Here is a 14,699-nt window from a genome sequence, read left to right on the forward strand (position 1 = left end):
TACCCTTATTCCGGCAGGGAAGCCACCCCCGGAGCCAGGAATCGGTGGCCGGCGACGGCCTCCGACACCCCGGTCCGGTCCAGGTACGGCGTGATGCCGCCGAGATGGAACGGCCAGCCGGCGCCGAGCAGCATGCACAGGTCGATGTCCTGCGCCTCGCCGACCACGCCCTCGCTGAGCATCAGGTCGATTTCCTGCGCCATCGCCTTCAGCGCGCGGTCGCGGACCTGCTCTTCCGTCGAGGGGGACGGACCGGGCTGGAACAGCTCCAGGACCTCCGGGTCGATGACCGGCACGCCGGTGTCCCAGCTGTAGATCGCCTTCTTGCCGGCGGCGACCAGCTTCGCCAGGTTCGGCGAGACCTGGAAGCGGTCCGGGAAGGCGGTGTGCAGCGTCTCGGCGACGTGCAGCGCCACCGCCGGGCCGACCAGCTCCAGCAGCACGAACGGCGACATCGGCAGGCCCAGCGGCGCCAGGGCGCGGTCGGCGACCTCGATCGGCGTGCCCTCGTCCACCGCCGCGGTGACCTCGCCGAGGAAGCGGGTCAGCAGCCGGTTCACGACGAACGCCGGGGCGTCCTTGACCAGCACGCAGGACTTCTTCAGCGTCTTGCCGACCGCGAACGCGGTAGCCAGCGAGGCGTCGTCGGTCTGCTCGGCGCGCACGATCTCCAGCAGCGGCAGCACGGCCACCGGGTTGAAGAAGTGGAAGCCGACGACCCGCTCGGGGTGCTCGAGCTTGGAGGCCATCTCGGTCACCGACAGCGAGGAGGTGTTGGTCGCCAGCACGCAGTCCTCGCGGACCACGGCCTCGACCTCGGCGAACACCTGCTGCTTGACCGACATCTCCTCGAAGACGGCCTCGATGACCAGGTCGGCGTCGGCGAACGCGTCCTTGGTCAGCGAACCGGATACCAGAGCCTTGAGACGGTTCGCCTGGTCCTGGTTGAGCCGGCCCTTGAGCTGGAGCATGCCGATCTGCTCGTGCACGTAGCCGACGCCCTTGTCCACGCGCGCCTGGTCGATGTCGGTCATCACGACCGGCACCTGCAGCCGCTGCACGAACAGCAGCGCGAACTGCGAGGCCATCAGGCCCGCGCCGACCACGCCGACCTTGGTCACCGGCCGCGCCAGCGCCTTGTCCGGGGCGCCGAAGGGCTTCTTGGCGCGCTTCTGGTTCAGGTTGAACGCGTACAGGCCGGCCCGCAGCTCGTCGGTCATGATCAGGTCGGCGAGCGCCGCGTCCTCGAGAGCGAAGCCCTCGTCGTTGGAAGCGGTGGCCATCTTCTCGATGATGTCCAGGGCGCGGTAGGGAGCCGGGGCGGCGCCGTGCACCTTGGAATCAGCAACCTGACGTCCACGCGCCACGGCGGCGGCGTAGTCCTCGGCGCTGAACTGCTTGCGCTCGACCACGAGCGAGCCGTTGATGACGCTCTCGGCCCAGGCCAGCGACTGCTCCAGGAAGGCCACCGGCTCGAACATCGCGTCGGCGATGCCGAGCTCGAAGGCCTTCGGACCCTTGAGCATCCGGTTCTGCGACAGCGCGTTCTCGATGATGACGGTGACCGCGGCGTCCGGGCCGATCAGCTTGGGCAGCAGCGTGCAGCCGCCCCAGCCGGGGACCAGGCCGAGGAAGCACTCGGGGAAGGCCAGCGCCGGCACCCCGGAGGAGATGGTGCGGTAGGTGCAGGCCAGCGCGACCTCGACGCCGCCGCCCATGGCCGCGCCGTTGACGAAGGCGAAGGAGGGTACTGACAACGCGGACAGGCGCTTGAAGGTGTCGTGTCCGGCCTGGGCGATCGCCAGGGCCTGGTCGCGGTTCTTCACGACCTCGACACCCTTGAGGTCGGCGCCGACGGCGAAGATGAACGGCTTGCCGGTCACGCCGACGCCGACGATCTCGTTGCGCCCCGCCGCGGCCTCGACCAGGTCGATGGCCTGGCCCAGCCGCACCAGGCCGCCGGGACCGAAAGTGTTCGGCTTGGTGTGGTCGAAGCCGTTGTCCAGCGTGATCAGCGCGAAGCGGCCGGAGTGCCCGGGCAGGTCGAAGAACTGGACCGGCGCGTTGGTGACCACCTCGTCCGGGAAGAGTTCCGTAGCCAGAGCGGTGAGGTCCTGAGTCACTTGCTCTCTCCGTTCCAGTGCGGGTTCTCCCAGATGACGGTGCCGCCCATGCCGATGCCGACGCACATCGAGGTCAGGCCGTAGCGAACCTCGGGGTGCTCCTCGAAGTGCTGCGCGAGCTGGGTCATCAGCCGCACGCCGGAGGAGGCCAGCGGGTGGCCCATGGCGATGGCGCCGCCGAAGGGGTTCACGCGCTCGTCGTCGTCGGCGATGCCGAAGTGCTCCAGGAAGGCCACGACCTGCACCGCGAAGGCCTCGTTCAGCTCGAACAGGCCGATGTCCTCGATGGTCAGACCGGCCTTGGCCAGCGCCTTCTCGGTCGCCGGGACCGGGCCGATGCCCATGACCTCGGGCTCGACGCCGACGTAGGCGTAGGAGACCAGGCGCATGCGGACCGGCAGGCCGAGCTCCTCGGCGACGTCCTCGGCGGCCAGCAGGCACGCGGTGGCGCCGTCGTTCAGGCCGGCGGCGTTGCCCGCGGTGACCCGGCCGCGGACGCGGAAGGGGGTCTTGAGGGCGGCGAGGTCGTCCACGGTGGTGCCGGGGCGCGGCGGCTCGTCGGCGGTGACCAGGGCGTAGCCCTTCTCGGCGTGCCGGGCGGACATCGGGACCAGGACGTCCTGGAACTTGCCGGCGGCCAGCGCCTTGGCGTACTTCTCCTGGGACGCGGCGGCGAAGACGTCGCAGCGCTCCTTGGTCAGCTCCGGGTAGCGGTCGTGCAGGTTCTCCGCGGTGGAGCCCATGACCAGCGCGGAGGGGTCGACCAGCTTCTCGGCGACGATGCGCGGGTTGGGGTCCACGCCCTCGCCCATCGGGTGGCGGCCCATGTGCTCCACGCCGCCGGCGACGACCACGTCGTAGGCGCCGAAGGCGATGCCGCCGGCGGTGGTGGTCACGGCGGTCATCGCACCGGCGCACATGCGGTCGATGGAGAAGCCGGGGACGGTCTTGGGCAGGCCCGCGAGCAGCCCCGCGACCCGGCCCATGGTCAGGCCCTGGTCGCCGATCTGGGTGGTGGCGGCGATGGCCACGTCGTCCACCCGCTCGGGCGGCAGCTGCGGGTTGCGCTGCAGCAGCTCGCGAATGCAGCGGATGACCAGGTCATCCGCCCTGGTCTCGGCATAGACGCCCTTGGGGCCCGCCTTGCCGAACGGGGTACGGACGCCGTCGACGAACACGACTTGTCGCACGGCCCTCTGGGTCTGAGGCACGTTGGCTCTCCTCCACACGGAACGGTTCTGCGACCATGCTACTCACGAGTAACAACATTCGGCGAGCGCGATGGGTGGTGACCGCGGTCACGGGGTTCTGTCGCACAGTTCAGCAGAGGACTGCGGGGAAGGACAGTCGGGGTGGTGGCGGGGAGCAGCGGGGGGCAGCAGCGAAGGACGGCGGAGCACGAGCAGGAAAAACAATGAGTGCGGCTCGCTTGGATAGAGCCGCACTCATGATCGTTCTCTCGGCGTGTGCCTCCGAGAGCGTCGTCACCGCATCAGGCTGCGACCGGCTCCCCTGACAGCTGCGCCGCGAGCTCGCGGGCCTTGGCGTCGGCCTGCTCCAGCGCTTCGGCGCGCGACTGCTCGGCCAGCGGGATCAGGTCGGCCATCGCCGGGACGGCCGAGGCGAGCGTGAGCTGGATGGTGATGAACTCCGGCGTGATGCCCAGGTGCTCGGACAGGACGCTGCCGAGGTAGTTCTTCACGTACTCCATGCCCTCGCGCGGCGTCCCGGGCTCGTAGGAGCCGCCGCGCGAGGCGACGACCACCACGGGCTTGCCGGCCAGGGAGCGCGCGCCCTCACCGGAGGTGCGGCCGTTCAGGATGACGTGGTCGAGCCACGCCTTCAGCCCGGAGGCGAGCCCGAAGTTGTACATCGGCGCGCCGATCACGATCGCGTCGGCGGCTTCGGCCTCCTCGATCAGCGCCAGCCGGGCGGCGTGCGCGGCGGCCTGGGCCTCGCTGTGCGCGGACGGGTCGGCGAAGCCGGCGGAGACGGTGAGCACGTCCAGGTGCGGCAGCGGGTCGGCGGCGAGGTCGCGGTGGACGACGGTGCCGTCGGGATGGGCCGCGCGCCAGGCGTCGGTGAAGGCCGAGGTGACAGACCGGGAGGCGCTGGCCTCATCGGGGAACAGCGAGGCGTCGATGCGCAGCAACGTGGCCATGGAATACTCCTCAAGCTCGATGGTTACCTTTTGTGCGTGGCATCATGATGAGCGATTATTGAAAGTTCTACAAAAGGCACATAGAGGTGAGGTCAGGCACACGGATGTGACCGTCCAGGTCGCGCCGGAGTTCCGGCCAGGACAAGCAGGACAAGGAAGGAACGTGAGCGAGACAGATGGCGGAGGCAAGGCTGGAAATGCCGGCGACCTGTCAGGAGGTGGGCCCGGAGGGGCAGTTCGTCCGCGGCGTGCTCGACCGCATCGGCGACAAGTGGAGCCTGATGATCATCGGCAGCCTGAACCGCGGCCCACGCCGCTTCGGCGCCCTCCAGGCGGCGATCGGCGGCATCTCGCAGCGGATGCTGACGCTGAACCTGCGCCAGTTGGAGCGCGACGGGCTGATCTCGCGCACGGTCTACGCCGAGGTGCCGCCGCGGGTTGAGTACGAGCTCACGGAGCTGGGGCACGGGTTGCTGGTGCCGGTGCTGGAGCTGGTGAACTGGGCCGGGGACCACGCCGAGGTGATCGAGAAGCATCGGGCGGCTTATGACGCGGGGGGTGGGGCGGTGGGGTGATTGGGGGGCGGGGCCCGATCGGAGCAGGGGGCTCACGCCGCCCCGGTCGAGACCGCGCCGCACTCGCGCGCCGGGTCAGGCCGAGCCGCACTCCCGCGCCGGGGAACCACCGCCCCCGGCCATACCAACCCTCACTCCCCCGCCGAAACCGCCCGCGCCGCCACCCGGCGCAGCACCTCGCCGATGGTGTGCGTTGTCAGTGCGACCTGCCAGGGGCGGGCGCCCGCGCCGGCCAGGAAGGCTGACACCTGCTCGTCGCTCGGGTCGGGTGCCGGCGGGGTCCAGCACAGGCGGCGCAATGAATCCGGCGCCAGCAGGTTCTCGACCGGCAGCGAGTGCTGCGCCGCCAAGGCGCCCACGGCCTCGCGTGCCGCAGTCAGGCGCTCCGCTGCGGCGGGGTCCTTGTCTGCCCAGGCGCGGACGGGCGGGGGGCCGTCGCTGGGGGCGGCGCCGGGCTTGGGGAGTTCGGAGTCCTTGAGTTGGCGGGCTTGGGTCAGGGCTTCGAAGTAGCGGGGGACGTCGTTGGAGCGCATGCGGCCGGTGAAGCCGGGGATGGTGCGCATTTGGGCGGCGGTGCCGGGCAGGGACAGGGCTGAGTCGATGATGGCTTGGTCTGGGAGGACTCGGGTGGGGGTCATGTCGCGGCGGCGGGCTAGTTCGTCGCGGGATTCCCAGAGGGCTCGGACTACGGCGAGTTGGCGGGGGCGGCGGACTTTGTGGAGGCCGGAGGTGCGGCGCCAGGGTTCGGCTCGGGGTTTGGGGGGCGGGGCGCTGGCCACGGCGTCGAATTCTTGGCGGGCCCAGTCGAGTTTGCCGGCGCCGCGGAGTTCGTCCTCGATGATGTCGCGGACTTCGACCAGGACTTCGACGTCGAGGGCGGCGTAGCGGAGCCAGGCTTCGGGCAGGGGGCGGGTCGACCAGTCGGAGGCCGAGTGGCCCTTCTCGAGCTCGAGCTTCAGGACTTCGGCGACCAGGGGACCCAGGCCCACGCGCTCGTGGCCGCCGAGGCGGGCGCCGAGTTCGGTGTCGAACAGCCCGCCGGTGCCGTCGGGGCGGCGCGCGGGCGGGTGCATGCCGACCTCGGCCAGGCAGGCCAGGTCCTGGGAGGCGGCGTGCAGGACCCACTCGGCGCCGGCCAGCGCCGGGCCGTCGCCGGCCAGCGCCGACAGGTCCGGGCAGGCGATGGGGTCGATGAGGAAGGTGCCGGCGCCCTGGCGGCGTATCTGGACCAGGTAGGCGCGCTGGCTGTACTTGTAGCCGCTGGCCCGTTCGGCGTCCACGGCGACCGGGCCGGTGCCGGCCGCCAGCGCCTCGACGGCGGCGGCCAGCGCCTGCTCGGTGTCCGTTACCGGGGGCAGGCCTTCACGCGGTTCCAGCAGCGGGACCAGGCCGGTCGGCGCTTCGGCGGCCTTCGGGGTCTGCTCGGGGCTCGCCGGTCCGCCCGGCGTACTGGAACTCGTCACGCCCTTACAGTAACGACCGCCGTCAGTGAATGGTCCCGCCGCGCAGCGCGACCGCGACCATGCCGGCCCGATCGCCCGTGCCCAGCTTGCGGGCGATGCGCGCCAGATGGCTCTTGACGGTCAGCGCCGAGAGCCCCATCGCCTGCCCGATCGCCTTGTTCGAGCGGCCGTCGGCGACCAGCCGCAGCACCTCGATCTCGCGGGCGGACAGGTCCCGGCAGCCGGCGTGCGCGGCCTGGGCCGCACCTCCCGCGCCGGCCAGCGCCGCGGCGCCCGGCGGCAGCCCGCCGGCCGGGCGGACCCGGTTGGCGCTGGCGGCGTGCACGCCGGTCATCCCGGGGCGGCCGGCGGCGACCGGGCGCGCGCCGGTGATGACGAAGCCGCGGACGCCGGAGGCCAGGGCCGCCCGGACGGCTCCGGCGTCGTCGGCGGCCGAGACGGCCAGGCCGCCGGCCCAGCCGGCCGCCCGCATCTCGGCCAGTAGCTGAAGTCCTGACCCGTCCGGCAGGTGGATGTCCACGACGGCCAGATCGCGGGTCGCGGACATCCGGCTGCGCGCTTCGGCAGCCGTCTGCGCCTCGAGCACGTCGCGGACGCCGAGCGCCCACAAGTGCCGGGTCACCGACTGGCGCACGCGCGGGTCGGCCACGACGACCATCGCGGTCAGGCGCGCCGGCCGGTATGCGATCAGGTTGGCGGTGTTGTCGACGAGTACCGACACCGAACCTCCTCCTGGGGGTGCTGCGAGCTTGTGCTCAGCGACCGCGTCCGCCGGTAGCGGATCGGTCCATTCAGGTCATCGGCAGATCAAGCAGGCACCTTTAGGGCTAATGCTCGCAAGTTCACGGAACGGGACGAGGTCGGGCATATGATTATCGGAAAATGCGCCCTGACCTGCGGTGATATCACCTGAGATGCAGATTGCTCACGCACGGCAACATGCCATGACGCAGAGTTACCTGACCGATCCGCAAGCGTCGGACGTGCAGTTCCGCGACCGATGGGGCGCGACGGGCCGAAGGGGTCGAGCGCTGGGCCGTCCGGTGGAACCGGCTGGGCTGATCAGGTGAGCACGGCGTAACAGAATGAAGCCGGAGCGCCCGGCGGTCGGCGAGTAGCAGAAGTGTTCGAAGTCGCCGGAGCGGTCTGCCGAGTGTGCCGAGCCTGCCGAGCCTGCCGAGTCCGCAGAGTCCGCAGAGTCCGCAGAGTCCCCTGAGAAGAGGTCCCGGTCAGCGACGCGACCCGGCCGGCGGCAGGTTCGCCACACCCTCGTACTCCGGCGGCAGTCCCGCGCACATCATCATCAGAGCGCACCACGCCTGCAGATGCGCGCCGAAGTCGATCCCGCCGTCGGGTCCGGGCACCGCCGTCCAGGACGCGCGGATCTCCACGGCGGTCGTCGCCGGACGCCCGGACAGTCCGCCGAACCCGCGCGAGGACGAGCGGGACACCGTGCCGCCCTCAGCCGTGAACGGCGCGCCGTGCTCGGCCAGCGCGTCCATCAGCCAGGACCAGGCGACCTCGGCCAGCAGCGGGTCCTCGGCGATCTCCGCCTCCAGGTCCGCCTCGACCAGCACCACGACCCGCCACGCGCCGCGCCACTCCTCGTGGCCGCCGGGGCGGTGCAGCAGGACCAGACGGCCGGTGGCCAGGTCCTCGTCGCCCACCACCACGCCGCCGCCGACGGCGTGCGCGAAGGGGGCGAGGTTCACCGGAGCCGGCAGCGGGTCGAGCTCGACCGCGGCCGGCGGGGACGCCGCCGTCAGGGCGGCGACGGCCTCCGCGAACTCCCGCGGGTCGTCCGCGCGGCTGGGTGCCATGGGTGAAGCGTACGCCGCCGCCCCGCGCGCCCGACGGGAGGCGCGCTGGCAGGGGACCCGAGGTGAGCGCGGAGGATATTCGCCGGTGATCCACACCACGGCGAGGCGCGCCGTACCGCACCGAAACCGCGGGGGAGACAACGCCGAACGCCGTCCATGCCGACAGCACGTCGGGAACCCCCGCGAACAGCAAGACCCCGGCACCGATCACCCTCGTGAACGTGGGACCATCGAAAGGTGACCGACGACAGGAGCGATGCCGTGCACGACAGTGTGACCGAGAGCCTGAACCCCGCGGCGGACCTGGACCAGTCGGCAGCCGAGAAGTCCACTGACGTGCCGGGCCCGCGCAGCGGGAGCGCGCCGGGCTCCTCGAGGGCTTCCGGCGCTTTGGGCGCCTCCGATGCTTCAGGCGCCTCGGACCCGCGCCGCAGCCCCGCCCACGACAGCGACTTCCTGCGCGCCGCCCGCCGCGAGCCGGTCAGCCGCACCCCGGTGTGGTTCATGCGCCAGGCCGGCCGTGCGCTGCCGGAGTACAAGAAGGTGCGTACCGGGATCCCGATGCTGGACGCCTGCCTGCGCCCGGACCTGGTGACCGAGATCACCCTGCAGCCGGTGCGCCGCTACGGCGTGGACGCCGCCGTCCTCTACAGCGACATCGTGGTCCCGCTCAAGGCGATCGGCGTGGAGGTGGAGATCGTCCCGAACGTCGGCCCGGTGATCGCCCACCCGGTCCGCGACCTGTCGGGGCTGGACCAGATCCGGCCGCTGGACCCGGCCACGGACCTGGCCTTCGCCACCGAGGCGGTGCGGCAGCTGGTCGGCGAGCTGGGCTCCACCCCGCTGATCGGCTTCGGCGGCGCCCCGTTCACGGTCGCCAGCTACCTTATCGAGGGCGGGCCGTCGAAGAACCATGAGAAGACCAAGGCGATGATGCTCGGCGCGCCGGAGCTGTTCGCCGCGCTGATGGACCGCCTGGCCGACCTGACCGCCGGCTTCATGCGGGTGCAGGTCGAGGCCGGCGCGAGCGTGGTGCAGCTGTTCGACTCCTGGGCCGGCGCGCTGTCCCCCCGGGACTACGAGCGCTACGTCATGCCGCACAGCGCCAAGGTGCTGGACTCGCTGGCGGACCTGGGCGTGCCGCGCATCCACTTCGGCGTCGGCACCGGCGAGCTGCTGCCGCTGATGGCCGCCGCGGGCGCGGACGTGGTCGGCGTGGACTGGCGGGTCCCGCTGGACGAGGCCTCGCGCCGCATCGGTCCGGACTACGCGGTGCAGGGCAACCTGGACCCGTCGGTGATGTTCGCGCCGTGGCCGGTCATCGAGACCCGGGTGCGCGAGGTCCTCGACGAGGGCTCGCGGACCCCGGGACACATCTTCAACCTGGGCCACGGCGTGACGCCGGACATGGACCCGGACCGGCTGGCCAGGGTCGTCGAGCTGGTGCACGAGGCGTCGGCGCGCTAGAGAAGCGCGCGCACGGAAGGGACCACGGCGGTGGGTGCGACACAGGGGGCTGCGATGAGTGCGGGGCAGACGTCGTCTCAGGGTTCGATGTCAGCCCGCGGGCCCGGCGCGAGGCCGCGCTCGGTCGCCGTGATCGGCGCGGGCGTCTCGGGTCTGGCGGCGGCGTGGTACGTCAAGCAGGCGCTGCCGGACGCGACCGTCACCGTCTTCGAAGGCTCGCCCCGCCTCGGCGGCAAGCTGGCGCTCGGCGAGGTCGGCGGCGTCCAGGTGGACCTCGGCGCCGAGTCGATCCTGAACCGCCGTCCGGAGGCCGTGGATCTGGCGCGGGCCGTCGGATTGGCCGACGACATCGTGCATCCGGCGACGGCATCGGCGTCGGTGTGGAGCCGCGGCGAACTGGTCCCGATGCCCAAGGGACATCTGATGGGCGTCCCCGGAGATCCGGGCGTCCTGGCCGGTCTGCTCTCGCCAGCCGGACTCAGGCGCGCCGAGGCGGGACCGGCGCTGCCGTCCCGATCGGTACTGCGCGTGCAGGCCGAGACCGACGACATCGCGGTCGGCGCCTACGTGGCGGAGACCTTCGGCCGCGAGGTCGTGGACCGGCTCGTCGAGCCGCTGCTCGGCGGCGTCTACGCCGGGCACGCCGACGAAATCTCTTTGCGCGCCGCGGTTCCAGCGCTTGTCCCTGCCTACGAGTCGGGCGAGCCGCTGGACGAAGCGGTGTCCAAGATCCTCGCGGCGCAGTCCGCGGCGGCCAACCCCAAGCCGGTGTTCGCGGGCGTCCGCGGCGGCGTGGGACGGTTCCCGGCGGCGCTGACAGAGTCCTGCGAAAGCGCGGGCGTCACCATCCGGCGCGAGACGATGGTCAGGGGACTGACACGCACGGCCGACGGCTGGCGGCTGGTGTCGGGTCCGGTGCCCGCGCCGAGCGCGCACGAGGCGGACGCGGTCATCGTGGCGGTTCCCGGCGCTCCGGCTTCGCGTCTGCTGAAGGACGTCGCTCCGGTCGCGGCGGCAGATCTCGCAGGGATCGAATACGCCTCGGTCGCGCTGGCGACGTTCGTGTTCGACGACGCCTCGCTCCCCGCCGGCAGCGGCTTCCTCGTCCCGCCGGCGGACGGCCGGTTCATCAAGGCTTCGACGTTCTCCAGCGTGAAGTGGTCCTGGCTCGCCGAGTCCGGCAAGACGGTGGTCCGCGCCTCCGTCGGGCGGCATCGCGAGACCGCAGACCTGCACCAGGAGGACGCCGATCTGGCGGCTTCGGCACTGGCCGATCTGCGTATCGCGCTCGGTGCGCCGGACGCGCTCGGGGAGCCCGTCGACTGGCACGTGCAGCGCTGGGGCGGCGGGCTGCCGCAGTACGCGGTCGGGCACGTGGCGCGCGTGGAGCGGATCCGCTCGGCGGTGGCGGCGCAGCCGGGACTCGCGGTCTGCGGGGCGGCTTACGACGGCGTCGGGATCGCGGCGTGCGTCGCCTCGGCGCTGCGAGCCGCTCGCGAAATCAGTGCCGGGCCCGCATAGCGCCGGGCGCACAACCCAGTACACCCATAAGGAAGAATGGCGACATGAGCGACAGCGGTAACGAAACCCAGGACGAGCGCCCGGCCGGCGTGGTCAGCAACGTCCGCATCGGCAAGCGCGCGGTGGAGCTGAACGAGGTCACCCGCTACGCGATGTGGACCGTCTTCAAGGTCCGCGAGGACCTGCCGGCCTCCGACGACGCCCGCGCCGACCTCGCCGCCGAGGTGGAGACCCTGCTCGAGACGCTGGCCAAGGACGACGTGGTGCTGCGCGGCAGCTACGACGTGTCCGGCTTCCGGCACGACGCGGACTTCATGCTCTGGCTGCACGCCGAGACCTCCGAGGCGCTGCAGGACGCCTACCAGCGCTTCCGCCGCACCGCCTTCGGCCGCCTCACCGAGCCGGTGTGGTCCCAGATGGCGCTGCACCGCCCGGCGGAGTTCAACAAGAGCCACGTCCCGGCCTTCGTCGCCGACGAGACCCCGCGCGGCTACATCGCGGTCTACCCCTTCGTCCGCGGCTACGAGTGGTACCTGCTGGAGGACGCCGAGCGCCGCCGCCTGCTGGCCGAGCACGGGATGATGTCGCGCGAGTACCCGGACGTGCGGGCCAACACCGTGCCGGCGTTCGCGCTCGGCGACTACGAGTGGATCCTCGCCTTCGAGGCCGACGCACTGGACCGGATCGTGGACCTGATGCGCCACCTGCGCGGTTCGGAGACGCGCCGGCACGTGCGCGAGGAGGTGCCGTTCTACACCGGCAAGCGGCGCTCGATCACCGAGATCGTCACGGCGCTGCCGTAACGACGAGCCCGGATACGCGCCCCGGCGGGGCGGCGGGGCGGCGGGGCGGCGGACGATGCCGATGCCACCGCCCCGAGCCGGTCAGTAGTACCAGACCGCGACGCCTTTGTGGTGCGAACACGTGCCTGAAGGCGTCGTGCTGTAGCTGTACGTGCCGTCCTTGCACAGAGCCATCGCGCCCGACGGATGCGATTCGCCGGCTCCACAGGTAGCCGAGCCCTCGTCGATGGTGGCGTGGTCGATGCAGCTCGCGGCGTGGGACGTCGGTGCGGCCGGAGCCTTCGTGGTCGTGGTCGTGTGGGACGGCCGCGCGACGGCCGCCGTGGTCGGCACACTGCGCGCCGACGGTGACGGCTTGGGCGCCGAAGACGTACTCGGCGGCGCCGCTACCACCGGCGGCGTGCTCGTCGAGGGCGCAGCCGTCGTCGGCGCCGCACTCGACGTCGTCGACGTGGTCGCCGGAGCCGGAGCCAGAGCCGGCGCCGACGTGCTCGTGCTCTGCGAAACCTTCGCCCGAGCCGGAGCGCCCGCGGACCCTGAAGCAGTGGACTGACAAGCTGTCGCCGACAGCGCGATCGCGCACGCTAAAACCGGCACCCACCTGTTGCGGAGCATGGGTTTCCCTCCCCAGAAAGCCGACGCCCGCCGCCGGCCGGAGCCCCACCCTGGCACTGATCGCGCGGCGTGGAAACGCTTAAGTCCTGTCGACCATCGCCGCTGCTCGGCGGCTTGCCACGACGATCATGGTCAGTCGCCGGACACCGCGCTCGGCGCCGCAGCGGGTCGCCGTACCAAGCCGGTGATGCCCATGACCAGGCATCCGACCCCGGCGGCCGCCGCCAGAGCCGAGCCGGTCAGCTGCCGCGCCAGCGCCGTGCTGGACGCGCACGGTCCCTTGCCCTGGTACTGGAGTCCCGCCGGCAGCGGATACTTCCGGGACAGCGGGGACCCGCAGTCGACGCGGACGTGGGCGACCGTGATGCCGCTGGTGCCCACGTCGATGTCAAGATGCGAGTGGTGCAGGCCGACGTACGCCGCGCCCCCGATCAGGAGCAGGCCCAGGACGATCAGGATCCACGATTGCCGCACACCGTCTCAGACGTCCGACAGGCGGCGATGGTTGTAGCAGGGTTATCAGGCATGCCGAGGATGCAGGGTTATCAGTGATGGCGGGGAGGCAGGGTCATCAAGGATGCAGGGGTGTCAGGGCAGCAGGGATATCAGGGCACGAACCGGTATCCGGTCCCGTACTCCGTCATCAGGTGTCGCGGATTCTGCGGGTCGTCCTCGAGCTTGCGGCGCAGCCGGGCCATGTGGAACCGCAGATATCCGGCCTCGCCGGTGTGGCTGTTGCCCCACACGTCCGCCAGCAGGCGCGAGGTGCTCACCAGCTGACCGGGGTGGCGCAGCAGGACCTCCAGCAGCGCCCACTCGGTGCGGGTCAGGCGAACCGGATCGCCTCCGCGCGCCACGCTGTGCGCCACGAGGTCGATGTCGCAGCTGCCCAGACGGACCGAGCTGGTCTCGGCGCCGGTCGCGCCGGCGTTGGCCTGTTGGTGGCGGCGGATCACCGCGCGCAGCCGGGCCAGCAGCTCCTCCATGGCGAAGGGCTTGGTCACGAAGTCGTCGGCGCCGGCGTCGAGCGCGTGGATCTTCTCCTGCGGGTCGGTGCGTCCGGACAGGACCACGATCGGGACGGTTGTCCAGCCGCGCAGACCGAGGATCACCTCCACACCGTCCATGTCCGGCAGGCCGAGGTCGAGCAGGACCGCGTCGGGCAGGCGGCGCGCCGCTGAGGCCAACGCGTCCACGCCGTTGGCCACCGTCTCGACGTCGTACGTCCGGGATTTCAGGTTGATGCGCAGGGCGCGCAGGATCTGCGGCTCGTCGTCGACGACCAGGATGCGGGTCACTGACTCCCTCGGTTCTCGTGCGAAGTCGGGCACTCGTGACAAGTCAACAGTCCCGGTACGCCGTCCGGGACCTTGCTCGCGCGATGCAAACGCCGCCCGACTCGATGCAAATGGCCGCACCGCGCTGCGGCCCGGAGCACTCGCCGGTCCAGCGCCCATTCAATCAGCCCAAAACCAACGGGAGTGTCTCAGCTCTTAGCTCAGCTCTTAGCCGCCGCGACCGGATGCTCCTTGTCCAGCGCCAGGTTCAGCGTCACCACGTTCACGTACTCCTCGCCCAGGAAGCCCAGGGAGCGGCCGGTGGTGTTGTCCTTGACCAACTGGTCCACCGTCGCCACGTCGACGCCGCGCGCCTTGGCGACCGAGGCGGCTTGGTCGTCGGCGTTCTGCACCGAGATGCCGGGGTCCATGCCGGAGGCGGATGCCGTGACGGCGTCCTCGGGGACCTTGGCGGGGTCGATGTCGTATGCCTTGGCGTAGGAGGCGATGCGGCCCTCGATGGTGTGCTTCAGCGTGGCGCTGCCGGTGCCGAGGTTGGATCCGGCGGAGTAGCTGTAGTCGCAGCCGGGGTCGGTGGGGTTGGCGGAGTCGGTGGCGTCGGAGGGCCGGGTCTGGAAGTACTGCGGGAGGGCGGTGCCGGACTTGTCGACGTACTGCTGGCACAGCAGGGAGGAGGCGACGATCTGGCCGGAGGCGTTCTTGATGAGCGAGCCGTTCGCCTTGTCCTTGAAGGCGAGCTGCGCGATCCCGGTGACCAGCAGAGGGTAGGCGATGCCCAGGATGACGGTGAACACCACCATCGCGCGGACCGCCGCCAGGTGCCGCCTCAGCGGCGCGGAGATGCGAGACATGG

15 protein-coding genes are annotated in these 14,699 nt (G+C 71.4%); 5 read left to right on the top strand and 10 right to left on the bottom strand.

Annotation, left to right across the window (positions count from 1 at the left end):
• Positions 1–5 precede the first annotated feature (5 nt).
• The 3 genes from CACI_RS33575 to CACI_RS33585 all read right to left on the bottom strand — a co-directional run bounded on the left by CACI_RS33575 (position 6) and on the right by CACI_RS33585 (position 4,284).
• Positions 6–2,123 (bottom strand): 3-hydroxyacyl-CoA dehydrogenase NAD-binding domain-containing protein, encoded by a 2,118-nt coding sequence (locus CACI_RS33575; RefSeq protein ID WP_015795347.1) that lies wholly within the window; start codon positions 2,121–2,123, stop codon positions 6–8.
• Positions 2,120–3,334 carry a thiolase family protein gene (locus tag CACI_RS33580; protein WP_015795348.1) on the bottom strand — a complete coding sequence of 405 codons (1,215 nt, stop codon included), beginning with the start codon at positions 3,332–3,334 and terminating at the stop codon, positions 2,120–2,122. Before CACI_RS33580 ends, CACI_RS33575 begins: the two co-directional genes overlap by 4 nt.
• 281 nt (positions 3,335–3,615) lie before the next feature.
• Positions 3,616–4,284: an FMN-dependent NADH-azoreductase gene (locus CACI_RS33585; protein ID WP_015795349.1), complete on the bottom strand. Its 669-nt coding sequence runs from the start codon at positions 4,282–4,284 to the stop codon at positions 3,616–3,618.
• Between the two features lie 176 nt (positions 4,285–4,460).
• On the opposite strand from CACI_RS33585, the gene CACI_RS33590 reads away from it, so the two are divergent.
• A complete protein-coding gene (locus tag CACI_RS33590; protein WP_015795350.1) occupies positions 4,461–4,859 on the top strand; it encodes a winged helix-turn-helix transcriptional regulator in 399 nt (132 codons plus the stop codon).
• Positions 4,860–4,990: 131 nt separating this feature from the next.
• Here CACI_RS33590 and CACI_RS33595 read toward each other — a convergent pair whose 3' ends face one another.
• The 3 genes from CACI_RS33595 to CACI_RS33605 form a co-directional block, all read right to left on the bottom strand.
• Positions 4,991–6,322: an HRDC domain-containing protein gene (locus tag CACI_RS33595; protein ID WP_015795351.1), complete on the bottom strand. Its 1,332-nt coding sequence runs from the start codon at positions 6,320–6,322 to the stop codon at positions 4,991–4,993.
• A gap of 22 nt (positions 6,323–6,344) precedes the next feature.
• A complete protein-coding gene (locus CACI_RS33600; protein ID WP_015795352.1) occupies positions 6,345–7,043 on the bottom strand; it encodes a response regulator transcription factor in 699 nt (232 codons plus the stop codon).
• A 508-nt stretch (positions 7,044–7,551) separates the two neighbouring features.
• Positions 7,552–8,142, bottom strand: coding sequence for a DUF3000 domain-containing protein (locus tag CACI_RS33605; protein WP_015795353.1), 591 nt, complete (start codon positions 8,140–8,142; stop codon positions 7,552–7,554).
• Between the two features lie 390 nt (positions 8,143–8,532).
• Between CACI_RS33605 and hemE the strand changes: the two genes are divergently transcribed.
• Genes hemE through hemQ form a run of 3 tightly spaced genes read left to right on the top strand, consistent with a single transcriptional unit; the run spans position 8,533 to position 11,933 of the window.
• Positions 8,533–9,609, top strand: a complete 1,077-nt coding sequence (gene hemE, locus CACI_RS33610) for a uroporphyrinogen decarboxylase (RefSeq protein ID WP_041542963.1) — start codon at positions 8,533–8,535, stop codon at positions 9,607–9,609.
• A 54-nt stretch (positions 9,610–9,663) separates the two neighbouring features.
• Positions 9,664–11,130 carry a protoporphyrinogen oxidase gene (gene hemG, locus CACI_RS33615; RefSeq protein WP_015795355.1) on the top strand — a complete coding sequence of 489 codons (1,467 nt, stop codon included), beginning with the start codon at positions 9,664–9,666 and terminating at the stop codon, positions 11,128–11,130.
• A 44-nt stretch (positions 11,131–11,174) separates the two neighbouring features.
• Positions 11,175–11,933 carry a hydrogen peroxide-dependent heme synthase gene (gene hemQ / locus CACI_RS33620; protein ID WP_015795356.1) on the top strand — a complete coding sequence of 253 codons (759 nt, stop codon included), beginning with the start codon at positions 11,175–11,177 and terminating at the stop codon, positions 11,931–11,933.
• Positions 11,934–12,014: 81 nt separating this feature from the next.
• Here hemQ and CACI_RS54455 read toward each other — a convergent pair whose 3' ends face one another.
• Entirely contained in the window at positions 12,015–12,266 is a 252-nt protein-coding gene (locus CACI_RS54455) for a DUF3761 domain-containing protein (protein ID WP_223297330.1), read from the bottom strand.
• On the opposite strand from CACI_RS54455, the gene CACI_RS53040 reads away from it, so the two are divergent.
• Positions 12,175–12,486 (top strand): hypothetical protein, encoded by a 312-nt coding sequence (locus CACI_RS53040; RefSeq protein WP_143765485.1) that lies wholly within the window; start codon positions 12,175–12,177, stop codon positions 12,484–12,486. The genes CACI_RS54455 and CACI_RS53040 overlap by 92 nt on opposite strands.
• Before the next feature lie 194 nt (positions 12,487–12,680).
• On the opposite strand, the gene CACI_RS33630 is transcribed toward CACI_RS53040, so the two are convergent.
• The 3 genes from CACI_RS33630 to kdpC all read right to left on the bottom strand — a co-directional run bounded on the left by CACI_RS33630 (position 12,681) and on the right by kdpC (position 14,697).
• A complete protein-coding gene (locus CACI_RS33630; RefSeq protein ID WP_015795358.1) occupies positions 12,681–13,022 on the bottom strand; it encodes a hypothetical protein in 342 nt (113 codons plus the stop codon).
• A 131-nt stretch (positions 13,023–13,153) separates the two neighbouring features.
• Positions 13,154–13,846: a response regulator gene (locus CACI_RS33635; RefSeq protein WP_015795359.1), complete on the bottom strand. Its 693-nt coding sequence runs from the start codon at positions 13,844–13,846 to the stop codon at positions 13,154–13,156.
• Between the two features lie 200 nt (positions 13,847–14,046).
• Positions 14,047–14,697, bottom strand: a complete 651-nt coding sequence (gene kdpC / locus CACI_RS54460) for a K(+)-transporting ATPase subunit C (RefSeq protein ID WP_015795360.1) — start codon at positions 14,695–14,697, stop codon at positions 14,047–14,049.
• Positions 14,698–14,699: the final 2 nt, after the last annotated feature.

It is taken from the genome of Catenulispora acidiphila DSM 44928 (assembly GCF_000024025.1).
GTDB lineage: Bacteria > Actinomycetota > Actinomycetes > Streptomycetales > Catenulisporaceae > Catenulispora > Catenulispora acidiphila.